The 21853-nt window shown below is 43.6% G+C and carries 22 protein-coding genes; 8 read left to right on the top strand and 14 right to left on the bottom strand.

From position 1 onward, the window contains the following. Positions 1-352: 352 nt before the first annotated feature. Positions 353-1744 carry a 23S rRNA (uracil(1939)-C(5))-methyltransferase RlmD gene (rlmD, locus tag ABTV07_RS02200; protein ID WP_433746910.1) on the bottom strand — a complete coding sequence of 464 codons (1392 nt, stop codon included), beginning with the start codon at positions 1742-1744 and terminating at the stop codon, positions 353-355. A 200-nt stretch (positions 1745-1944) separates the two neighbouring features. On the opposite strand from rlmD, the gene ABTV07_RS02195 reads away from it, so the two are divergent. Together ABTV07_RS02195 and ABTV07_RS02190 are read left to right on the top strand one after the other, a co-directional pair. After that, positions 1945-2835, top strand: coding sequence for a nucleoside hydrolase (locus ABTV07_RS02195; RefSeq protein WP_433751050.1), 891 nt, complete (start codon positions 1945-1947; stop codon positions 2833-2835). 133 nt (positions 2836-2968) lie between these two features. After that, positions 2969-3694 carry an FTR1 family iron permease gene (locus ABTV07_RS02190; RefSeq protein ID WP_433746907.1) on the top strand — a complete coding sequence of 242 codons (726 nt, stop codon included), beginning with the start codon at positions 2969-2971 and terminating at the stop codon, positions 3692-3694. 37 nt (positions 3695-3731) lie between these two features. Here ABTV07_RS02190 and ABTV07_RS02185 read toward each other — a convergent pair whose 3' ends face one another. Together ABTV07_RS02185 and ABTV07_RS02180 are read right to left on the bottom strand one after the other, a co-directional pair. Next, positions 3732-4661 (bottom strand): diacylglycerol kinase, encoded by a 930-nt coding sequence (locus ABTV07_RS02185; protein WP_433746904.1) that lies wholly within the window; start codon positions 4659-4661, stop codon positions 3732-3734. Positions 4662-5672: 1011 nt separating this feature from the next. Further along, positions 5673-6470, bottom strand: a complete 798-nt coding sequence (locus ABTV07_RS02180; RefSeq protein WP_433746901.1) for an arylamine N-acetyltransferase — start codon at positions 6468-6470, stop codon at positions 5673-5675. Positions 6471-6764: 294 nt separating this feature from the next. On the opposite strand from ABTV07_RS02180, the gene ABTV07_RS02175 reads away from it, so the two are divergent. Then, the gene (locus ABTV07_RS02175) at positions 6765-7205 is read left to right on the top strand and encodes a hypothetical protein (RefSeq protein WP_433746899.1); all 441 of its coding nucleotides are present in this window, start codon (positions 6765-6767) and stop codon (positions 7203-7205) included. A 240-nt stretch (positions 7206-7445) separates the two neighbouring features. Beyond that, complete coding sequence (locus ABTV07_RS02170) at positions 7446-7592, top strand: hypothetical protein (RefSeq protein ID WP_433746896.1); 147 nt, start codon at positions 7446-7448, stop codon at positions 7590-7592. A gap of 89 nt (positions 7593-7681) precedes the next feature. Here ABTV07_RS02170 and ABTV07_RS02165 read toward each other — a convergent pair whose 3' ends face one another. The 4 genes from ABTV07_RS02165 to ABTV07_RS02150 form a co-directional block, all read right to left on the bottom strand. Further along, complete coding sequence (locus ABTV07_RS02165; RefSeq protein ID WP_433746894.1) at positions 7682-8056, bottom strand: helix-turn-helix domain-containing protein; 375 nt, start codon at positions 8054-8056, stop codon at positions 7682-7684. Positions 8057-8198: 142 nt separating this feature from the next. Further along, positions 8199-8333 (bottom strand): hypothetical protein, encoded by a 135-nt coding sequence (locus ABTV07_RS02160; protein ID WP_433746891.1) that lies wholly within the window; start codon positions 8331-8333, stop codon positions 8199-8201. Then, positions 8323-8751, bottom strand: a complete 429-nt coding sequence (locus ABTV07_RS02155) for a DUF4257 domain-containing protein (RefSeq protein ID WP_433746889.1) — start codon at positions 8749-8751, stop codon at positions 8323-8325. Before ABTV07_RS02155 ends, ABTV07_RS02160 begins: the two co-directional genes overlap by 11 nt. Positions 8752-8989: 238 nt before the next feature. Then, the gene (locus ABTV07_RS02150) at positions 8990-10129 is read right to left on the bottom strand and encodes a L,D-transpeptidase (RefSeq protein WP_433746886.1); all 1140 of its coding nucleotides are present in this window, start codon (positions 10127-10129) and stop codon (positions 8990-8992) included. Positions 10130-10266: 137 nt separating this feature from the next. Between ABTV07_RS02150 and ABTV07_RS02145 the strand changes: the two genes are divergently transcribed. After that, positions 10267-10614, top strand: a complete 348-nt coding sequence (locus ABTV07_RS02145) for a VOC family protein (protein WP_433746884.1) — start codon at positions 10267-10269, stop codon at positions 10612-10614. A gap of 232 nt (positions 10615-10846) precedes the next feature. Here ABTV07_RS02145 and ABTV07_RS02140 read toward each other — a convergent pair whose 3' ends face one another. From ABTV07_RS02140 to gatC, 5 genes are all read right to left on the bottom strand, one after another. Continuing rightward, entirely contained in the window at positions 10847-12502 is a 1656-nt protein-coding gene (locus ABTV07_RS02140; RefSeq protein WP_433746881.1) for a M4 family metallopeptidase, read from the bottom strand. Positions 12503-12736: 234 nt separating this feature from the next. Continuing rightward, on the bottom strand, positions 12737-12982 hold the full coding sequence (locus ABTV07_RS02135; protein ID WP_433746878.1) for a hypothetical protein: 246 nt from the start codon (positions 12980-12982) through the stop codon (positions 12737-12739). A 113-nt stretch (positions 12983-13095) separates the two neighbouring features. Continuing rightward, a complete protein-coding gene (gene gatB / locus ABTV07_RS02130; RefSeq protein WP_433746876.1) occupies positions 13096-14526 on the bottom strand; it encodes an Asp-tRNA(Asn)/Glu-tRNA(Gln) amidotransferase subunit GatB in 1431 nt (476 codons plus the stop codon). A gap of 14 nt (positions 14527-14540) precedes the next feature. Beyond that, positions 14541-16001 (bottom strand): Asp-tRNA(Asn)/Glu-tRNA(Gln) amidotransferase subunit GatA, encoded by a 1461-nt coding sequence (gene gatA / locus ABTV07_RS02125; RefSeq protein ID WP_433746873.1) that lies wholly within the window; start codon positions 15999-16001, stop codon positions 14541-14543. A gap of 11 nt (positions 16002-16012) precedes the next feature. After that, complete coding sequence (gene gatC, locus ABTV07_RS02120) at positions 16013-16303, bottom strand: Asp-tRNA(Asn)/Glu-tRNA(Gln) amidotransferase subunit GatC (protein ID WP_433746870.1); 291 nt, start codon at positions 16301-16303, stop codon at positions 16013-16015. A 269-nt stretch (positions 16304-16572) separates the two neighbouring features. Here gatC and ABTV07_RS02115 point away from each other — a divergent pair, with 269 nt between their 5' ends. From ABTV07_RS02115 to putP, 3 genes are all read left to right on the top strand, one after another. After that, on the top strand, positions 16573-16773 hold the full coding sequence (locus tag ABTV07_RS02115; RefSeq protein WP_433746867.1) for a hypothetical protein: 201 nt from the start codon (positions 16573-16575) through the stop codon (positions 16771-16773). A gap of 26 nt (positions 16774-16799) precedes the next feature. Beyond that, the gene (locus ABTV07_RS02110) at positions 16800-16952 is read left to right on the top strand and encodes a hypothetical protein (RefSeq protein ID WP_433746864.1); all 153 of its coding nucleotides are present in this window, start codon (positions 16800-16802) and stop codon (positions 16950-16952) included. A 395-nt stretch (positions 16953-17347) separates the two neighbouring features. Beyond that, positions 17348-18784: a sodium/proline symporter PutP gene (gene putP / locus ABTV07_RS02105; RefSeq protein ID WP_433751047.1), complete on the top strand. Its 1437-nt coding sequence runs from the start codon at positions 17348-17350 to the stop codon at positions 18782-18784. Between the two features lie 193 nt (positions 18785-18977). On the opposite strand, the gene pruA is transcribed toward putP, so the two are convergent. After that, complete coding sequence (gene pruA / locus ABTV07_RS02100) at positions 18978-20525, bottom strand: L-glutamate gamma-semialdehyde dehydrogenase (protein WP_433751044.1); 1548 nt, start codon at positions 20523-20525, stop codon at positions 18978-18980. 140 nt (positions 20526-20665) lie between these two features. Continuing rightward, complete coding sequence (locus ABTV07_RS02095) at positions 20666-21832, bottom strand: CamS family sex pheromone protein (RefSeq protein ID WP_433746861.1); 1167 nt, start codon at positions 21830-21832, stop codon at positions 20666-20668. Positions 21833-21853 lie beyond the last annotated feature (21 nt).

Here is a 21853-nt window from a genome sequence, read left to right as displayed (position 1 = left end):
TAAATCATCCATGCCACCATTTATCACCAATCGTACAGCGCCTCAAATAAACACCAATGGACTGAGTGCCTTCAAGGGGAATGATTCAAGATTATCTTGATATTCCATAAATGATATCCCGTATTCAGAAAAGTAAGCTGCCTTCTAATTGCCTGATTCCATAAAGAGCGCATATCAAATAGACCTATAGTACATAGGCGAATAAACACTCGATACAAAACCTATTCATTTTAAATTAATTAAAATGCGCAATTAGATGTTGGTTCCATAAACTTACTTTCCCCCTTTACAATTTCCCTTATTATTACATCAGTTCATTAAATTGTAAATAGGGTCATAAAAAAACAGAAGCTTATTCTGCTTCTGTTTCTTTTAGAACAATCTTAGCAACCGCTTCACAGTGCATCGTCTGCGGGAACATATCCACCGGCTGTACTTCAAGCGTCTGGTAGCCACCATCCTCAAGCACCCTCAGGTCACGTGCAAGGGTTGCCGGATTGCATGATACATAGACAACTTTTTTCGGCTTCATTTGTATGATGGTGTTCAGCAATGCTTCATCGCAGCCTTTTCTTGGCGGATCGACGACCAGCACATCCGCACTGATCCCTTCTTTATACCAGGCAGGGATGACTTTCTCTGCTTCGCCGACGGCAAAGTCCACATTATTGAAGCCGTTTAATTCTGCGTTTCGCTTCGCATCTTCAATGGCCTGAGGGACAATTTCCACGCCGAGCACTTTCTTTGCTTTTTGGGCCAGGAACAGCGAGATCGTCCCAATACCGCAATACGCATCGATGACGGTTTCATCCCCATTCAACTCGGCAAATTCCAATGCTTTATCATAAAGCACCTTGGTCTGGACCGGGTTCACCTGATAGAAGGAGCGGGCTGAAATAGCGAATTTCACATCCCCGATATAATCGTAGATGAATTCTTCGCCCCACAGGACCGTCGTTTGATTGCCAAAAATGACGTTGGTTCTTTTGGAATTAACATTTTGGACAACGGATTTCAATCCATTGACCCGCTCTTTTATCTCTTGAACGATTTCGTCTTTATGAGGCAGGTCCGTCGTTCTTGTCACAAGGACCACCATCACTTCACCTGTTTGCCGTCCTACCCGGGTCATGATATGGCGGATTGTCCCTTTGTGCTTCTCTTCATCATAGGCACGCACTTTGTATTTCTTTAAAATATCCTTCACGATTTGGATCGCTTCGTCGTTTTCCTTTTGCTGAATGATGCAGGCATCCATATCGATGATTTCATGGCTTCGCTTCTGGTAGAAGCCTGCAACAAGTTCTCCGTTCTTTTCTCCCACAGGTACCTGTGCTTTATTGCGGTAGTACCAAGGTTCCTCCATCCCAAGGGCGTCATGGACGGGTACCTCGGGGAGCTTGCCGATCCTCTGCAGGACGTCTCTCACATGCTTGGTTTTCGCTTCGAGCTGTCCTTCATATGAATAATGTTGGATTTGGCAACCGCCGCATTCTTTATATATCGGACATGGCGGCTCCTGTCTTTTGGGGCTGTCCGTATACCGCTCAGCAACCCGGCCGAATCCGTAGCCCTTGCTTGGCTTCACGATTTTTACTTTCGCCTCTTCACCAGGGAGGGCATTCGGGACAAAAACAGGATAGCCGTCAATTTTGGCCACACCATTCCCGTCGTGCGTCAAATCTTCAAAAACAACATCATAATATTCATTTTTCTCTACAGGGGCTTTCACTTTTTTGCTCATCATGCAACTTCCTTTTCTGTCCGTTTTTCACTAGTTCTGATTGTATCATAAGTCCATGGCTAAAGCGATTTGACGATTGCCTCCGTTCATGTTTCCCCCTTTCAGCGCATAGCATCAAATAAGATAAATTGAGGAGGCGGTCCATCCTGAAAGAGGTCCTGCTGTTTACAGATCCTGGTATAGATGATTCGATTGCCATCATGTACGCACTTCTGCATCCAGATATAAAGGTAGTTGGAATTGTCTCAAGCTATGGGAATATGAGCAAAAAAGATGCTACGAAAAATATAGCCTACCTCCTGCATTTGGCGGGAAAAGCCGATATTCCCCTCATCGGCGGTGCGACAAGGCCATTCAGCGGGCAAATCCCGAAATATTATCCTGAAATTCATGGTGAAAAAGGACTCGGCCCCATCACGCCTCCTGACTATATAAAAGGGGAACTGCTAAATTTCAGCCAGATTTTTGACATTATCGAAAAGCATCCAGATCTGACCATTGTAGATGTGGGCAGGAGCACCTCGCTTGCCACTGCAATCGTATTGAGCAGCGAGCAGATCGGGAAAATCAAGCAATTCCACATTATGGGCGGTGCATTCTTGACCCCTGGAAATGTGACAGAGTATGCTGAAGCAAATTTCTACGGAGACCCCATCGCAGTCAATTTGTTTTTAGAAAACTATAAGAACATCACCATCGTACCCCTCAATGCGACGAATAAAGGAATCATCACAAAAGAAATTGCCCAATACATTGTTCAAAACGCCAATAATCAGTTAGTATCCATCCTTCAGCCCATCATCGACTATTATATAGATGCCTACAAAAAGCTGGTCCCAGGCATCCAAGGGGCTCCTTTGCATGATGTAGTCACTCTGTTTTTACTCATTAATCCCGGGATGGGCAGCAGCATTTCAAGGGATGTGAATGTTGAACTGGATGAGAAAAGCCGCGGGCAGAGCATCGCCGATTTCCGTCCGAAATCCCAGCCATCCAAAAATAACATCAATATTTATATGGATTTGAACTACAGCAAATTTGTCGAAGATTTTATCCAAGTTATGATTGGAAGGAATATTGAAAAGGCATAAGAAACACCTCTTATTCTATTGAAAAAAGTTCTCAATTAGGGTTGACAATAAAGTGATTCAGACTTTATGATAAAAGTGTCATTGAGAATGATTTTCAAAATCAATATAAAATTAGAATAGATGAGGTGTTCCCATGTTGTCGAGTTTTTTCTTAACGTTTCGGGAAGGGCTGGAAGCTGCTCTTGTCATTGGCATCATTTTGGTTCAACTGGCTAAACTCAATAAATCTTCCCTGTCTAAAGCTGTTTACATAGGTGCATTGGCCGGATTGGCTGTCAGCGCTGTCGGCGGTGTGATTGGTTTTAATGAAGCGCAGGAGCTTGAAGAAGCAGGTGAAGAAATCTTTGAAGGAATTATGATGCTAGTAGCAGCTGGATTAATCGCCTACTTCATTCTTTGGCTCCATAGAAGCAAACAGGTTTCTTCGAGCGTCCTCTCTCAAGTTCAAAAACGCACCAGCTGGATTGGGTTATTTGTTCTTTCATTTCTTTCTGTATTGCGGGAAGGCATTGAACTTGTCATCTTCAATATGACTCAAATCGCTGAGAATTCAGGTATGGTTGCATTTGGAAGCATCTTAGGGATCGCTTTGGCAGTCTTGCTGGCCGTCATTGTATTCAAGACAACCCTTAAATATAACCTTGGCATCATTTTTAAAGCTTTAGGCGTTATTTTAATCCTGATCGGCGGAGAACTTTTCGCTGAAGGACTCGTGAAATTGATTGAAGGCGGAGGAGAACTTTTAGAGACCATCGGCATGATCGTATTTATCGTCCCTTCCCTTTATATATTCCTGAAAGACGATTTTAAGAGATTTCAAAATCGAGGCAAACAAGATAGCAAACCAAAGACGAGTTAATACAAAAGGCTTCCCGTATAAAGCGGGAAGCCTTCTATTATGATTCCTGGTATCGATCCGGGCGATCTTCCGGGCGTATTGCATCAATGGGTACATAAACTTCAAGATGCCTGTACAGATTTTCGAATTCAGCCGGTAATAGCCCTCCAAATTCTCCGTCAATATTCAGCTGCATCTTTTCAGCGGACTGCACCTTAATATGATTGGCCTGCGTGTAAATGACATTGGGATCATTGACATGCTCTCCGCGGATAGCAAGGGATGCGATACGGATGAACTCTGCCAGATTCGTCTTCTTCAAAACGAGCAGTGAGAACAATCCATCATTGATGGAAGCATCCGGTGCAAGCCTCTCGAATCCTCCCACTGAATTGGTCAGCCCGACCAAAAACAGCATGACTTCCCCTTCAAATAACTTTCCGTCATATTCAATGGACACTTCAGTTGCCCTGATCGAAGGCAGCATTTCCATGCCCTTTAAGTAGTATGCCAGCTGGCCAAGCATGGTTTTGAGCTTGCTCGGAACTTCGTATGTCAACTCAGTCAAGCGTCCACCGCCGGCGATATTGATGAAATAGCGGTCGTTCATCCTTCCGATATCAACCGGAATTCTGTCGCCTTTCACGATGATATCTACAGCGGCCATGATATCTCGCGGGATATGTAATGCACGTGCAAAATCATTGGTTGTCCCTACCGGAATAATCCCTAATTTAGGACGGAATTCCTGCTCTGCCAAGCCATTGACCACTTCATTGATGGTCCCGTCCCCGCCTGCAGCAATGACAAGGTCGTATTTTCTCTCAACCGCAATGCGCGCTGCTTCTGAGGCGTCGCCCTCACAGGTCGTCGCATGACAGGAAGTTTCATACCCGGCCTTTTCCAATCGCAATAGGACTTCCGCTAAATTCTTCTTGAATATTTCCCGTCCGGAAGTAGGATTATATATTATTCTTGCTCTTTTCATTACCCCATCATCCTAACCTTCTATTTATTTCTTTATTGAGTACTATTTTAAGCCGAAAAAATTAATTAAATCTTTATTCTATTCCACTGATTATCCTTCATCAAACCGTTTAATAAACTGACGGAAATTATCATACCTCTTTTATGGAAAAAAATCTAATTAAAACATTGTGTCTAAAATTTCTTTCTCCTACATCATGCCTTCTTTTTAGAGAGGATAAACGCGAAAAGGAAGAATACTCAGCAGGTATAGATAATCCAAGCCCTTCTACAGCCTTCATATATAAAGCTATACAGCTGTCGCATTCATACATATGATCCTCATATTCCTCTCGCATGGCTTCATCCAGCTCGTTTTCGGCGTAAAGCGTCCATTGATCAATTGAAACGTGCATAATAAAGATCCATCCCCTTTCCAGGCGTTCTATATCCTAATAGACGAGTGAACTCAATGTTGCCCCTACAGGATGGATGGGATAATTTTTTGATGTCCCGCCTAAATGAGTGCCCGAAAAGGCGTGAAAAGGTGCCTGTCACTAAGAAAAGCGAAAGCACCTTGAAAGCCCCGACCAGCATAAGACGGAACTCGAAGGAAATCCTGATTTCCGTAGAGGTGCGGCTTATGACTCGAGGGGCTAGGCGGTGGAGCTGGACACGCCCCGGTTTTTGTCAGATAATGTCGTTTCAAACTTTGGAATTGATGCCTGTGTCGGCCACTCGCGCAAAAGGAGGGGATTTTCGCTTATAAGATGCCCTGTCTCGCGCATAGCCGTAGATTTCTCGCGCATAAGACCTGTGAGTTGGCGCATAAGCAGCTAATTCTCGCGCATAAAGCCCTTGATGAGCTTAATTTTCACTAGATTTCAGGCTCCCTGCACACTTATTTCCACTTTCGAGCTCCTAAAATGGTCATTCTTCAGCAAATCCCGCATCATTTGATCCAATTCCACTCATCTAATCAACAAAAAACCTCCTTGAGAACTCAATTCTCAAGAAGGTCTGCCTTGGTTATTTAAAAAAGTGCCACTCCGCGCGATTTTAGGAATTCGATTGATTCATCCAGCGAGTCTTCATCGATTTGATAGACTTCGCGCACATACTTCTTCCATTTTTCTTTATCTTTCAGGTTGATTTCTGAAATATTCCGATAGGTCATCACTTTCAAGGAATGATCCCGAAGGAAATAGCATTCATGGCCATTGAACCGCACTGCGGTGATTCTTCTCATTGTTTGGTTTTTATCTTCATCCAAATAAGAACTTTCGATATCTTTTTGGATATCTTCTTCTTTCAACGGCTTCCACTGAATCTCTTTTTTCACAAAGGATTTGCCATTAGCCCGGCGATCGACTTCATAGGATTCCTTTGTTTTCTGCGTAAAGATAATCTCTTCCCCGAATCCGTGCAGGACGTGCTGCCGCTTACCTTCAAGTTCTATCGGCTTCATGATGGGGGAGCCGTATCCCACATCTGCATAATATCTTTTATTCTCTAAGACAACCATGACTCCCAGGTGCCCTGGGTCCACTCTTACCAGCGAACAGTCAAATTCAAGGGCTTTCAAAAGTCTCGTGAAGTTGATATTCAGCGTGAAGCAGGTTCCACCCCAGCCCTTATCAACCAGATTGCCTACAAACTCCTCCATTGATGGGACATGGACGGGGTTCTTGGAATAGTAATGGAATTTGCTGAATGTCTCATAGGGCACCTTAAACAGATGACGCTGGATGAGCCTCTGCAAATAATTGAGGCTTGGCGATTCCTGCTCCATTTTTAAATAGTCCAGATATTTTTTTACCGTATCATTCATGATTATCACTCATTTCAACATTAGGCTTCGGGGCCATCCGGGCGCCGGCACTATCTGTTTCCTATTAAACACTTCAAACGTGACAACGACATGACATCTTCATAATATTTTTAAGACGTTTCATTTTTTCTTTGATTTTACTAGTCAAATCTATGAAAATCAACATCTATCATCCTTCAATTTTTTTAGGAAGAAAGCAAATGTTGGCGGATTCTGCGCAAAAAATGTGAAACTATTTATTCCTGCCATCCGTCTTACTAGTAGAAGACGATTGCCGCAGGGAGGAAATCAAGCGTGCGAAGAAGAAAAGCACTTTTATCCATCATCATTATTTCCGCAGTTTTATACGGTTTGCTGATCGCATCGAGTGCAAACAAACAATCGAAAAGGTTGGACATTGAGAACAAAGTCGTTTCCTTTATTGAAAAGAATGAAAAGAACGGTGCCGCTCATATCAATTTCCAAAAAGACATCGGAATCTCTTATGATAAGGCATATATTTTCCCTCCATATACATCCGATAATGAGTTGAAAAAGCACCTGGGAAACCGTTCGGCCGAACTGAAATCATACGGTCTTACCTATCGTGATGATATTTCCCTTCTTGTCTTTGTAAAATCGGATCAAATCGTGCATGTAGTCAAACTTCCGGCAAAATATAAAGTTACACCTGATAACAGCTCTCATACCCCCTATTTAATCCAAAAGTCAGTCAAATTTAAAGTGAACGCATGACCCCGATTCCGCCTTGGCCATCGACCGAGAGCGGGATTTTTTTGTGTAATTTATGTAATTTTCTGACTTTAAATCTCATATAATGACAGACAAGATTCTTGAAGGCTGTTTTATGGTTAAATAAGGGAAAATTTCCATTCTTCTATGTAGAATCCTGTCAGTTTGGTTCCTTTTATCCTTGAAAAAAGACTGCGTTTCTGTATACCATAATAAAATGGAATAAAAATTGGGGGTTTCACTATGTTTAATATTTTACTGGCCATTGTCGGTGTTTTTATATTATACGAGTTGATCAAAACGAAAAACGAAGTAATCGATTTAAATGATTCCATTAAGGATCTAAAAGATGAACTTGCTAAAAATCATGATAAAGACATGGAATTCTAAATAAATAAGGCTGACTCATCGGATTGGTCTGTCCTCCTGCAATAGATTCATAGGAGAGAAACAGGCGCTTATGAGTCAGCCTTATTTTTTCACTTGCCTTCGTTCATGCGGTTCACATTTTCTTTTAGAGTATTCTCTAAATCCTCTGTAAATCCTCTTTTCATGACGGCTCTTTCTTGTTTAAAATACTCCACTACTTCTTCATCGAACTCTATTTCAATCAATTCGCGGATATCATATATCCGGAGTGCAATCATAATGGAAATTAAATGCGCCACTGTGAAAGATTTTTTCTTAAAGTGAACCAGTTCATTGATTGTAGCTATACGAAGACCGGTCAAACGGTGCAGATCACCCTGCGTCATACCTCTGGCTCTAAGGATTTTCCCGAGCTTCACATTTACTTTATGAGGATATTTGGCAAGTGTTTCTATGATGATTTCATTGGTCTTTTGGTGTATCATTGTACAGCCCTCCACTTCTACCTTTTTATCATAACGTGGACGGACATTTTCTGGAACACTTTAACACAATCCAATTACTGGATTTTTTTCTTGTCCAAATGCAGACATAAAAAAAACCCCCGCCAGCTGGAAGAAGGGCTTATCATTCATGTTCTTCGATAATTTTTTTGACCTTTTGGAAGTAATACCTGACTTCTGGCAGGTTGTCAGCTTCCTTTAGCTTCTGCACCAGATCTTCAGCTTCCATCTTTTTGTCAGGAGTCAATTTAATCTTCACTTTCTCTTCTCTCGACTTCGCCAACCGTGTTCACCTCATTGTGTATTGTAGATCCTTGATGAGACGCTGTCTCAAACTGATACCTTGAAATTTCACCCAAGTAGTGCTGCCTGGTGCATTCCAAATTCTGTTCAAGCTTTCTGGTAATGACTGAGCTTCCTCCAATTCCTGATACCAGGCTGATATAAATCACATACCAGACAGGCACCGTATCCATGACCGGCAGGACTGACAAAAATCCGGCAATGATCCCAATGATGATATCCTTCGATGAGCCAAAAATGTAATGCTTTTCTCCCTCTTCTGTCACAAACTTTCTTGGAAGTGTAAACTCTCCATCCTTGAAGACTAAAATATGTCCCAGACCCCCGATACCACCCATCAACATCGGTAATACAATGATTTCAATTAAGGACATAATCGATACACCCTTTGAAATGATTTACTTATATTATATAATTTTCCAGAATATTCTGAATGGACAATTAGAAGGAAATTTCAAAAAAAGTTTGCAGGAAGAAAAATGGAAAATTCATGATAATAGTCACACGTATTCCAGCATTTATTCATTCCCAAGGTGCTCCTCTCCCCCAAAAGCAGGACTCGGACGTTGCAGGGACATGTATTTTAGGCTATTCCTTCTTTTTCGCCAAATATCAATTTCTCCAAGTAAAATGTGTGCCCGGACTTTCTTCTTTCTTTAATATTGAGGAGTCTACAGCAAGCTCCGGCAGCCCAGTTTTAAGAAATGGAGCATCCGGAAAACCCGATTTAACCATAAATGGCGTACCAATGGATATATACGGATATAGAGCTTCCATATCACCGCTCCTTAATCGGATGCAGCCATGCGTCACTTTTTGTCCAATGGATGTGGGATCATTGGTTCCATGAATGGCGTACCCATCCTGCAGGACAAGGCCGCGAGTCCCAAGTACACCACCTCCCCCATTTGGATTGACTACCCTCTGGGAGACTTTGCTGGAGGAAAACGGAAGAGCCCCCTTGCCTGATGCCGTTGTATATGATGACAGGATTGTTTCTTTCCCTGATGGGCTTATCTTGGCAAGGATCAATTTATTGGCTTTCGGATAAAAATGAAGCTCGAATTTGTTGAAGTTCGAAAATTCATCCTGGCTCTTTGATTTTATAAGGATCTTGTCTTTTTGTACGGATGCTTCATGTGAAAGCGTCAAAAAATTAGAAGGAGCCCCGCCGGTCAACTCGTCGAGGCTTTTCGGAATGTGTCCATATATTTCGTTATACCTCACAAGGGCATTTTCTACTGAAAGGAGGGCAAGCGTTTCTTTCTGTTTCTCTATTGGCACTGATACGCTGTTCAAATCGTCGTCTTTCGGAGGCGGCTCAGGATTATGATATTCGTGGAACTGATAATAGTAGTCGTTCTTTTCGATAAAGAAACGATTCTCCACATACCTCCAGACGATAAGGAAGCTGAAAAGGAGCAGGGACAAAATCAGAAGGGCAAGAAGCCATTTCCATAATGAAGAATATCTGCTCGCCGTTTTATTCTGCTTCGCATTTGGCAATGATTGAAATTGGTTGAGGTGGCCCAACTCTCTTTTTGCTTGAAAATAGCCAAGCGCACTAGACTTTTCAAGCTGCTTGACTCCCTCTGTAAACTTCCCTTTTTTAAATAATTCCTGTGCATACTGGTAAAGCATCTGACGATCATGAGGATGAAATTTTAAATATTTTTCACAATACCTTGGGTCATTATTAGAAAGATACGTATGAGACCGAACCTGGGTCAGATTTTTCTTAAGATAGTCCAAATGACACACCCCCCTAATCAAATCTACTCGCCGCCGGCATTTTTATACCAATTTTTTAAAAACTCAAAATTTTATTGGAATTCATTGGCAGACGTGAGAAAATTGATGGTAGATAAAAAATCATGGAGGATGAGTAGATGATCAAATCAAAAGTAGTTTCATTTGAAATGAACTCACAGGACCCTGAAAAAGCAGCAGTGTTTTACTCGAATGTTTTCGGCTGGACGATCGGTGAGCCAAAATGGGGGTATAGTGAAGCCATTACAAATGGCGGCGGGATAAATGGCGGGATTGCGCATGGCCCGAGTGACTATCCACATGGGGTGCGACTTCATTTGGAGGTGGATTCCATTGATGTCGCCCTAAAGGAAGCTGTCCAAAACGGTGCTCAGATCGTAAGGGAAAAGATGGAGTTTGAAGAATTTTATTTAGCCTATCTAGTCGATCCGGTCGGAGTTGGCATCGGACTAATTGAGAATAAATAAAGGCTGTTTTCGTAATCTTTGTTGTTAAAATCTTAATGCCCATTTTAACGTTAAAATACTTATTATGAGCGTTGAAATTGAGTATCCAGGCTCTTTTCGAATTAAATTTCCTGCATGAATTACATAAATTATTCTGTTCTAATGCTTAAAGCACGAAGTTTGAGAAAAGAGCCTAAATAAAACAAGGGCCTTCCGACTTTTAGTTGAAGGCCCTTGTTTATTGAATTAAATCTTAGTGTACGCCGACTGCATCAAATGCTGCATTCACACTCGCTGCTTCCTGGCTGCTGGCCCCGTAAAGATCGACCGCAGATTGGACTGCTGCAGCACGCAGCTGGCTGAAAGTGGCTTGAGGCGTCAAGTATTGAGTAAGCGCTCGGTAGAAAATAGCTCCTGTTTTACTTGTACCAACGCCTGTTACTTTCACTCCGTAAGCTGTACCGCCTTGGCTTAATAAATATGCTGCTTTATTGCTGATTCCGCTGTTTGTGTGAACCCCGCCGTTATCGCTCGTACCTGTGTAGCGGTTGGCATAGTTATCCGGATCGCCGTATTTAGTAGGATCGGACATGGAACGTAAAGCATCCCCCTGTTTTGAAGGCGTATAGATGTCCTCGCCGATTTCCCAATCAGGGCTTTTGCCTGAATAGAACTCTACTAAAGTACCGAAGATATCGGATAGAGATTCATTGATGGCACCAGACTCATTTTGATAGACAAGTCCTGCCGTCTTTTCTGTCACGGCATGAGTCAATTCATGCGCCACGACATCGATGCCTCCTGAGAACTCGATGAAGTTTACCCCGTCACCGTCTCCATATACCATTTGGGAACCATTCCAGAATGCATTATTATAGTTGCGGCTGTAATGGACGGAAGCTTTCAAAGCAGCACCATTATTGTCATAGCTGTTGCGGTTGAATGTATTTTTATAATAATCATAAGTCACACCTGCATAATAATGAGCATCTACAGCTGCGTGATCATAGCTTGCATTGAACTGATCATCTGCATCAGCCCAAAGCGTTCCTGGAAGACGGGTACGGCTGGAGGCATCATATGTGAAAATTCCTTTGCCTCTTGTATTGTCTTGAAGATAATAAGTAGAACCTGAGAGAAGAGTATTTAATGATTTCGTATCTCCAAGCACTCCCGTACCGGTACCGACTGTATTCGTGCCGCCAGTTGCACCACCGCCGCCCGGCTTCGCATGGTCGATAGAATTATATTTTGAAAGAATTTCCCCTGACGATGCATCGACAAAATAATCCCAGTTGCCCGGCTCCGGAGAAAGGAAGTTATAATTTACATGGTAAGCATAATGTGCAGAGCCATCCTTCACAAAGATTACATAATCCGCTTTTGGAGCGTATTCGTAGTCAGGCTGTGAACCTACTGCTGCCGTCAAATCTGCTTCCCCTTTGGAGATTGCATCCTTCTTGGATACTTTATCTGCCTTGTTTCCAGCCTTTTTATCCAAGTCCGGCTGAACAGCGCCTGAGATAGCCGTCAAAACGCCATCTTTATCGACATGGGCTGTGATTACCGATCCGAAAACTGGAGTCCCTTTATAGACCTGTTGAAGTCGAAGATATGTAAAGCCCAGTTCATCCTTTTGCTGCTCCACGACTTTAAAAGAATTCTTCGCGTCTCCCCCAAGTTTGAAGGAGCCTTCTTTGCCATTGAGATAATTGAATACGATGGTTTCTGCCGAATCCTTCGAAGCTTTTGTCAATTTGCCTGAAACAAATTCCGGCGTCCCGACACGATCGCTCCATTTCACTTTTTCAGATAGATCCGCAGAACCATTCCCTTGGGCATATGAATACACCGTCGGACTCATGACCAGACCTGCCGCCAACCCTAACGCAACCAATTGTTTTTTCAATGAAACAACAACTCCTCTTTCTATTTTTTTGGACTACAGATATGAATATACAGAAAATAAATAATATTTAAAATAGTCCGTTATAACCCAATTGTGAAAATACACCCATGCGTATTTACCTAATTTGTATAACTATAGGAATAATCGGAATAGAATGCGGGGGTTCGGTATATTGGAGGGTGGCTTTTTGGCTTTGAAGGTGCCTAAATGCGGAAGCGCCTTGGTCAGCCCCGATCAGCATAAGACAGTAAAGGTGCCTGTCACCACCCGGTTTTTGTCGAAGATTGGCGGATAAAGGTTGGGAAATCCCACTGGCGCATAAGTGGGTGTTTTTAGCGCATAACGTACCCTTTCCGGCGCATAAACGGTTGTTTTTCGCGCATAAAGCATGCCAAGTCGCGCATAAGCAAGGGTTTTTCGCGCATAAGAGCCTTCCTCAAGGGTAAAAACCCCTCTATCCAGGGCAATTTTGTCCCCCACCCTCCTTCTCTAGCACATTTTTTCACAATGACACATAGAATCTGACTCCAAGATGGCCAAAAACAACAAAAAAAGCTGGCCGCAGCCAGCTTTTCAATCATCAAACTTTAGGTTTATCTTTTGTTCATTTCTTCAATCAATAATTTATTGACCATCGGTGGGTTCGCCTGTCCTTTGGTCGCTTTCATGATTTGCCCGACTAGGAAGCCAAGGGCGCGGTCTTTACCGTTTTTGAAATCCTCGATGGACTGCTCGTTGGCGTCCAGGATCTCCGTTACGATTTTAAGAAGTGCGCCTTCGTCAGAAATCTGCACAAGGCCTTTTTCTTTGACGATTTTCTCTGCGTCGCCGCCGTTTTCAATCAGTTCTTTGAATACTTTCTTCGCAATTTTGGAAGAAATCGTTCCGGCTTCGATCAATTTGATCATGCCTGCCAATCCTTGAGGAGTCAATGCCGTATCTTCCAAATCCTTTTGCTCGGAATTCAGGTAGGCAGATACTTCACCCATCAGCCAGTTGGAAGCAAGCTTCGTATCTGCACCGGCTGCAACGGTCTCTTCGAAGAAATCGGACATTTCTTTCGTAAGGGTCAATACCATTGCATCGTATGCAGGGAGGCCCATGTCTTCAATGTAGCGTTTTCTTCGCTGATCCGGAAGCTCAGGGATTTCTGCACGGACACGCTCTTTCCACTCGTCATCGATATGAAGTGCCACTAAATCCGGTTCCGGGAAGTAGCGGTAGTCGTCGGATCCTTCTTTTACACGCATGAGGATGGTTTGGCCAGTGGATTCATCAAAGCGTCTTGTTTCCTGCTCGATAAGACCGCCTGAAAGAAGCACTTTTTCCTGGCGCTTCTCTTCGAATTCCAATCCTTTGCGGACAAAGTTGAAGGAGTTCAAGTTTTTCAATTCTGCTTTCGTGCCGAATTTTTCCTGACCGATTGGACGAAGGGAAATATTCGCATCGCAGCGCAATGAGCCTTCTTCCATCTTACAGTCGGAAACACCTGTGTATTGAATGATGGATTTCAGCTTTTCAAGATAAGCATACGCTTCTTCAGGCGTACGGATATCCGGCTCGGAAACGATCTCAATCAAAGGAGTTCCTTGACGATTATAGTCCACAAGGGAATAACCGTTGCCTGAGTGAGTCAATTTCCCAGCATCTTCTTCTAGATGAAGGCGAGTGATGCCGATTCGTTTTTTCTTTCCGTCGACCTCGATTTCGATCCATCCATGCTCACCGATCGGTTTATCAAATTGGGAGATTTGATACGCTTTTGGATTGTCTGGATAGAAATAGTTTTTACGGTCGAATTTTGTATCCGTTGCGATCTGGCAGTTCAGCGCCATTGCGGCTTTCATACCGAACTCGACTGCTCTTTTATTTAATACTGGCAGGACGCCCGGGTAGCCAAGGTCGATGACGTTTGTATTTGTATTTGGCTCCGCCCCGAAATGAGCAGGTGCCGGTGAAAATATTTTGGAATCTGTTTTTAGTTCTACATGGACCTCAAGTCCAATGATCGTTTCAAAGTTCATTCCTATACCCCCCCTTACAGTCCTGGTTTTTGTTTATGGAAGTCTGTAGCCTGTTCAAAGGCATGTGCAACACGATAAACCGTACTCTCATCAAAGTGCTTTCCGATGATTTGCAGACCTAGCGGCAGTCCGTTTGATGCAAATCCTGCAGGAACTGAGATGCCCGGTACACCAGCAAGGTTGACAGGGATTGTCAGGATATCGTTTGCATACATTGTCAATGGATCGTCGATTTTTTCGCCGATCTTGAACGCAGGCGTCGGAGTTGTAGGCCCAATGATGACATCATAGTTTTCAAAGACATCTTCAAAGTCCTTTTTGATCAGCGTACGCGCCTGCTGAGCTTTAATATAATAGGCATCATAATAGCCTGAGCTTAACGCAAATGTTCCAAGCATGATGCGGCGCTTCACTTCATCACCGAATCCTTCAGAACGCGTCTTCTTGTACAGGTCGACAAGGTTTTCCGCATTTGGAGAACGGTAGCCGTAGCGTACGCCGTCGAAGCGGGCCAAGTTGGACGATGCTTCAGAAGATGCTAGCAGGTAGTAAGTAGCCACACCATATTTTGAATGAGGCAGGGAAACTTCTTCCCATGTAGCGCCTAATCCTTCAAGGACTTTCAGCGCACTCATCACAGATTGCTTTGTTTCTTCGCTGACACCTTCGCCTAGGTATTCTTTAGGGACGGCGATGCGAAGCCCTTTGACATCTCCAGTCAAAGCTTCTGCAAAATTCGGTACGTCTACATTTGCTGAAGTAGAGTCGTTTTCATCAAGTCCTGAAATGGCTTGTAAAAGGTAGGCATTATCTTCAACTGTACGTGTGATCGGGCCGATTTGATCCAATGAAGAAGCAAATGCCACTAGTCCGAAACGGGAAACGCGTCCATAGGTAGGCTTCAACCCTACCACACCGCAGAATGCTGCAGGCTGGCGGATGGAGCCGCCAGTATCTGATCCAAGGGAGAATAATACTTCCCCTGCAGCAACAGATGCTGCGGAACCGCCGGAAGATCCACCAGGAACAGTTTCAAGGTTCCATGGATTGCGGGTCTTTTGGAAACCGGAGTTTTCAGTGGAAGATCCCATAGCGAACTCATCCATGTTCAATTTTCCGATCGTCACTGTTTCAGCACTATGCAGCTTGTTCATGACAGTCGCATCATAAATAGGATCGAAGTTTTCGAGGATTTTGCTTCCGCTGGTTGTGCGCAGATTCTTTGTAACGATGTTATCCTTGATTCCGATCGGCATTCCGAACAGAAGTCCTTTGGATTCATCCGTTCCGAGTTTGGCATCGAGTTCTTTTGCTTTTTGGCGTGCAGACTCCTCATTAAGGGTCAAGAAAGCTTTTACTTGATCCTCAACGGCACCGATGCGCTTATATGATTCATCTACAAGATCTGTTACAGTGATTTCTTTTTTATGTAAAAGTTCATGAAGCTCTGATACTTTATGATCAAATAATGACATTGAATTCCCTCCTATTCCAAGATGGTCGGAACACGAACTTGTCCATCTTGATGATCTGGTGCATTTTTCAATACTTCTTCACGCGGCAGTCCTTTGACGGATTTGTCTTCGCGCAGTACATTTTTCATATCCAATACATGTGAAGTAGGCTTCACATTAGCTGTATCCAACTCATTAAGCTGTTCCGCAAATCCAATGATAGCGTCAAGCTGATGGGCAAATTTTTCAACTTCCTGTTCTGAAAATTCCAGACGGGCAAGGTGAGCAACGTGCTTGACCTCTTCTTTTGAAATTCTGGACATTTCATTCACCTCCGAAAATAGTCGAACAAACACAATAATATTGATAATATCAAACTTCAATCATGACAAGCAACTTGAATCGGCATTTCAATACATAAGTATTATTGTACCACGAACCCCGTCTGTCTCACAGGTTTGAGCTAGTTATTTCCTTGCAAAGATGATGGAAAATGAAGCCTGCACTAAAATTGAATATTTTTACAAGTTTCATATGGACATTCTTCCCGTAAAAGTAAAAAATAATAATGAAGGAAATGGGGGATATTTTGATGAAATTTTATCGATTCGACGAGGAAGTGAAACGTTCCATCACTGCATTTAACAGCCGCAGCGTTGGGATCAGTCCAGTTGTGAAATCAAGTACACCTTCCCAGATCGGCTGTATGCATTTCAGTGCAGACAGCGTTCTTGGAATGCATCCTGCCACATGCCCGCAGCTATTTTTAGTGGCAGATGGCTCAGGTGGGTAAAACTGCGAGGGGAAGATCCAGTTCCTGTGTCAGCAGGTACTGCTGTATTCTGGGAAACCGGCGAAGAACATGAATCAGGTTCTGAAAGCGGAATGACAGCGTTTGTAATGGAAGGAGAACATTTCTCCCCTGAGAAATTCATGCCTGATTTAATACCTGTTTTCGATCCAAAAATTTAATCACTTTTTATATCGATATGGCGCCTTTTAGAGGGTGCTTTTTTTGTATAAAAAATTAAAAGACGGGAGAAATTATTGGGGTGAAAACCGAATGATTGTCTAGCGGATTTCCATTGAAAAAAGCTTGTAATATATTTGACATTTAATTCTGAATAGTTTTACTTTAATTTCTTTTCAACCCTTGTCTATCCCTTATGTCAACTGGGTTGAACGCTCTTCCGTATATTGTTGCAATTGTTTCGATTCCTTGAACAAAGGGAATATATTTGTTAGGTTATTGAACCGTAGGCTAGAGCTTTCGGTTCGTCGTTCGTGAGCTCTAAAAAAAATTTACTCAAAGGAGAGATATAGTGGAAACAGGAACGTTAGTATCATTAGGAATATACTTCGTCGGTATGCTCCTGATCGGTTTCTATGCTTATAAGAAATCGACAGGCAACTTATCGGAATACATGTTAGGCGGACGTGGACTGGGTCCTGCTGTTACAGCTTTATCAGCTGGGGCGTCTGATATGAGTGGATGGATGCTCATGGGATTGCCTGGGGCCATGTACGCAGACGGTCTTTCAAGCGCCTGGATTGCAGTCGGTTTAGCCATCGGTGCGTATCTGAACTACCTCATTTTGGCTCCACGCCTCAGAACGTATACGGTGGTAGCAAATGACTCTATTACTATCCCCGATTACTTCGAAAATCGTTTTATGGATAAAACAAGGATTCTACGGTTCTTCTCCGCAATCGTAATCATTATTTTCTTTACGCTGTATACTTCAGCTGGATTAGTATCAGGAGGAACTTTATTTGAATCTGCATTTGGTCTTGATTACCGTGTAGGGCTATTCGTTACGGCAGCTGTCGTTATCTGCTACACTTTGTTCGGCGGTTTCCTTGCGGTTAGTTTGACGGACTTTGCACAAGGTGTCATCATGTTTATCGCATTGGTCATGGTGCCGATCGTTGCATTTACTGATTTAGGTGGAACAACACCTGTTTTTGATGAAGTTAGAAATATTGATCCAACTCTATTAGATATCTTTAAAGGAACGTCCATTATTGGAATTCTATCATTCCTTGCATGGGGATTGGGCTACTTCGGTCAGCCTCACATCATCGTTCGCTTTATGGCCATTTCTTCTATTAAAGAATTAAAGCCGGCACGACGCATTGCTATGAGCTGGATGATTATTTCTATCATCGGTGCATTACTGACAGGTTTGGTCGGTATTGCTTACATCTCAGTGAATGGTCTTTCATTGGATGATCCGGAAACAATCTTCATCTACTTCTCGCAAGTGCTGTTCAACCCATATATCACTGGATTCTTATTAGCAGCCATCCTGGCGGCAATCATGAGCACAATTTCTTCCCAATTGCTCGTTACGTCCAGTGCGTTGACAGAAGACTTCTATAAAGCATTTTTACGCAGGAATGCTTCTGATAAGGAACTCGTTACTATCGGTCGACTTGCTGTTTTGCTTGTTGCCATTGTAGGTATCCTATTATCCCTTACACCAAACGACACCATCCTTGGCCTCGTCGGTAATGCTTGGGCAGGATTCGGATCCGCATTTGGTCCGGCAATCCTATTGAGCTTGTACTGGAAGCGCATGACCAAGTGGGGTGCACTTGCAGGGATGATCGTCGGTGCCGTTACTGTCATCATTTGGATCAGCATCGATGGATTGAGCGAATTCATGTACGAAATGATTCCAGGCTTCATCCTCAGCTTGATTGCTGTAATCGTAGTAAGTTTGATTACGAGCCGTCCGAAAAAAGCTGTTCATGAAACATTTGAAGAAATGGAAGAAGTGCTTGAAGAGGAAACTAAATAATATTGATTATATAGCTTACGGCGAAACTATAAGAGCCCCTGTCAGAAAACAGGGGCTCTTTTTCATTTCTATCTGGCTAGCTTCAGCGCCTAGCTGCTCGGTGTCATTAGCCATTACTCTACGGAAATCAGGATTTCCTTCGAGTTCCGTCTTATGCATGTCGCTGCTTTCAAGGCACTTCCGCTTTTCTATCTTATAACATTTCTGATGTAGTTTTCGCTTGCATATGAAGCATTAGGTAGTCTGGGCCGCCCGCTTTGGAGTCGGTTCCGGACATGTTGAATCCGCCGAACGGCTGGTAGCCGACAATCGCGCCTGTACATCCGCGGTTGAAGTAAAGGTTGCCGACGTGGAAGTCTTCCTTCGCCTGGTCGATGTGTGCACGGTTGTTCGTGATGACAGCACCTGTCAAACCGTAGTCGGTATCGTTGGCGATTTCGATCGCTTCTGTGAAGTCCTTTGCTTTGGCAAACGCCACAACCGGTCCGAAGATCTCTTCTTTCATCAGACGGTCTTCGCGCTTCAAGTCTGCAAAGATCGTTGGCTGTACGAAGAAGCCAGTGGAGTTGTCGCCTTCTCCGCCTGCCATCAAACGGCCTTCTTCTTTGCCGATTTCCACGTAGCTCATGATCTTGTCAAACGCCGCCTGGTCGATGACAGGCCCCATGAAGTTGGAGCGGTCAACCGGGTTGCCGACTGTCAATTCCTTCGTCAATTCAACGACGCGGTCAAGAACCGTATCGTAGACGTCTTCCAAGACGATCGCGCGAGAACATGCCGAACATTTTTGGCCGGAGAATCCGAATGCAGAAGCCACGATGGACTTCGCTGCCAATTCAAGATCGGAATCGCTGTCGACAACGATCGTATCTTTTCCGCCCATTTCCGCGATGACGCGCTTCAGCCAGATTTGGCCTTCGTTCACTTTGGATGCGCGCTCATAGATGCGGACACCGACGTCGCGGGATCCTGTGAAGGAGATGAAGCGTGTCTTCGGATGGTCAACCAAATAGTCGCCCACTTCCGCACCGCTTCCCGGTACATAGTTCAAGACGCCTTTCGGAAGTCCTGCTTCTTCCATGACTTCAACGAATTTCGCTGCCACGACAGGAGTCGTAGATGCCGGCTTCAAGAGAACGGTGTTTCCTGTCACGATGGCCGCAACTGTTGTACCAGCCATGATCGCGAATGGGAAGTTCCAAGGGGAGATGACGATGCCCACGCCCAATGGAATGTAGCCGTAGCGGTTGAATTCGCCCGGACGGCTTTCCACTTTCACGCCGTCTTTGATTTGAAGCATCTGGCGTGCATAGAACTCCAGGAAGTCAATCGCTTCCGCTGTATCAGCATCTGCTTCGTTCCAAGGCTTTCCTGCTTCTTTTGTCAAAAGCGCGGAGAATTCGTGCTTGCGGCGGCGGATGATCGCTGCGGCACGGAACAGGATGTCCGCACGGGATTCCGGCTTGAATTTGCGCCATGTCTGGAATGTTTCATAAGCGGTGTTCATTGCTTTTTCTGCTAGATCTTTATTGGCTTTGGACACGCGTCCAATCAATTCTTCTTTATTGGCTGGGTTGATGGAGACGATCTTGTCGTCTGTCGTGATGCGCTCTCCGCCGATGACAAGCGGATAGTCCTGGCCTAAATAGCCCTCGACTGTCTTCAGTCCCGCTTCATAGGCTTTTTGATTCTCTTCATTTGAAAAATCAGTAAATGGTTCGTGTTTGTATGGAATCATGATTTCGCCTCCTAAAAATAAAACGTTTACAACATCTATCATTCTATCACGAATCATTTTTCTACTTCAAATTTTGAGAATAGAAAATACTGGATCTTGAATATAAAAAACCGAAACACAAAATGTGCTTCGGCTTTTAGGTGTTATTTATAGATATGAACGTATGGTTCTTTTTCCTTTGGCTTTTTCTCAATCAATGCCTCAGGACCGTTGACGGAAGTGATATTGACTTCAATCGAAATATAGTCAGGGAAGTTGTCCATGATCAACCCAGCGACATATTGAGTGAAGCCAATCGCTTCAGCCTCTCCGTAGAATTGGATAGGGATTTCAATCCGGAGATCTGTCAGCTGGTCATCCTTGTAGAAGCCGCGGCCGATGACACCGTTGCTTGAGAAGTACTTTTCGACATCCTGCTTGAAATTCATAAAGAACGTCCAGTCATCACGATGGTCCTTCTCAGAAGTCGTGTCAGGGAATAAGTAATACTTTTCCTTAACAGGCTCCCAGGCATTAAGAGAGGAGCTGTTGGCATCGACGGTCGCATATTCAAAGAAGTTCCCCGGTACAACTGAACTCTTGCTTTCTTGTTCGAACAAAGCGATTGTAACCGGGATGCCTTTGAGTTCACTCATCCCCCTTAGCCTTCTCGCCACTTCAGCAGCGATTTTCTCGCCTTCTGCCTTCAGTTCCTTATGAGGGATTTTGCGTTCATACGTGGCGCCATATTTCTCTTTTTGATAATAATGGACAGAATTCAGCGCAAGGCCAATCATGACCCCGCCCAGTTTAACAGTGTCTTTATCGGTCTTCACTAAATAATCCTGTTCAAGAACGTGTGCCAAGTAGATCGGATTCTTTTTATTCCGGTCATCAATGGAGCCTTTTTCGTCATCCAAAGGATTCAATCCGATATTATCGGAGGCTTCAAGTCCTTCATCTTTTAGCTGCTTCGCCGTATATTTTCGGTTCAGCCAAAGACTGACTGTTTTTTTATCAAGGATCTGTCCTTCCTGAAAGAGGTATTTTTCCGGCGAGTATTCGCTTTTGGCAATCCTCATCAGTCCCGTTTCAAATTCCTTGATATCATATCTTGAGTTAAGATTGGCCACGACCATTCCCCTCGTCTTGCTTGGCTTGAAAGGAAGAATGGTGCGGTAGTATTTATTGGAGATCTGGTAGTTCGGGATGAACGCTTTTTCCGTTTTATCATCCGTTTTTTGAACTACTTCTTTATTCTTTTCGAATTTCGGTGCACATCCTGTCAACAACAACACAGCAGCTAAAGCTACCGCCAACCATTTTTTCATGCTTTAATTGCCACCTCTTTA

The organism is Falsibacillus pallidus (assembly GCF_050990905.1).
Lineage (GTDB): Bacteria > Bacillota > Bacilli > Bacillales > DSM-25281 > Falsibacillus > Falsibacillus pallidus_A.
This window is presented reverse-complemented; position numbering and strand designations above follow the sequence as displayed.

What these genes read in the sequence shown, in the direction of transcription:
- gatB (WP_433746876.1), bottom strand. Translation starts at nt 14,526, where the DNA reads ATGAACTTTGAAACGATCATTGGACTTGAGGTCCATGTAGAACTAAAA.
- ABTV07_RS02170 (WP_433746896.1), top strand. Translation starts at nt 7,446, where the DNA reads ATGTTTAATATTTTACTGGCCATTGTCGGTGTTTTTATATTATACGAG.
- ABTV07_RS02115 (WP_433746867.1), top strand. Translation starts at nt 16,573, where the DNA reads ATGAAATTTTATCGATTCGACGAGGAAGTGAAACGTTCCATCACTGCA.
- ABTV07_RS02165 (WP_433746894.1), bottom strand. Translation starts at nt 8,056, where the DNA reads ATGATACACCAAAAGACCAATGAAATCATCATAGAAACACTTGCCAAA.
- ABTV07_RS02185 (WP_433746904.1), bottom strand. Translation starts at nt 4,661, where the DNA reads ATGAAAAGAGCAAGAATAATATATAATCCTACTTCCGGACGGGAAATA.
- rlmD (WP_433746910.1), bottom strand. Translation starts at nt 1,744, where the DNA reads ATGAGCAAAAAAGTGAAAGCCCCTGTAGAGAAAAATGAATATTATGAT.
- ABTV07_RS02095 (WP_433746861.1), bottom strand. Translation starts at nt 21,832, where the DNA reads ATGAAAAAATGGTTGGCGGTAGCTTTAGCTGCTGTGTTGTTGTTGACA.
- ABTV07_RS02180 (WP_433746901.1), bottom strand. Translation starts at nt 6,470, where the DNA reads ATGAATGATACGGTAAAAAAATATCTGGACTATTTAAAAATGGAGCAG.
- ABTV07_RS02145 (WP_433746884.1), top strand. Translation starts at nt 10,267, where the DNA reads ATGATCAAATCAAAAGTAGTTTCATTTGAAATGAACTCACAGGACCCT.
- putP (WP_433751047.1), top strand. Translation starts at nt 17,348, where the DNA reads ATGCTCCTGATCGGTTTCTATGCTTATAAGAAATCGACAGGCAACTTA.
- ABTV07_RS02155 (WP_433746889.1), bottom strand. Translation starts at nt 8,751, where the DNA reads ATGTCCTTAATTGAAATCATTGTATTACCGATGTTGATGGGTGGTATC.
- gatC (WP_433746870.1), bottom strand. Translation starts at nt 16,303, where the DNA reads ATGTCCAGAATTTCAAAAGAAGAGGTCAAGCACGTTGCTCACCTTGCC.
- gatA (WP_433746873.1), bottom strand. Translation starts at nt 16,001, where the DNA reads ATGTCATTATTTGATCATAAAGTATCAGAGCTTCATGAACTTTTACAT.
- ABTV07_RS02190 (WP_433746907.1), top strand. Translation starts at nt 2,969, where the DNA reads ATGTTGTCGAGTTTTTTCTTAACGTTTCGGGAAGGGCTGGAAGCTGCT.
- ABTV07_RS02195 (WP_433751050.1), top strand. Translation starts at nt 1,945, where the DNA reads ATGTACGCACTTCTGCATCCAGATATAAAGGTAGTTGGAATTGTCTCA.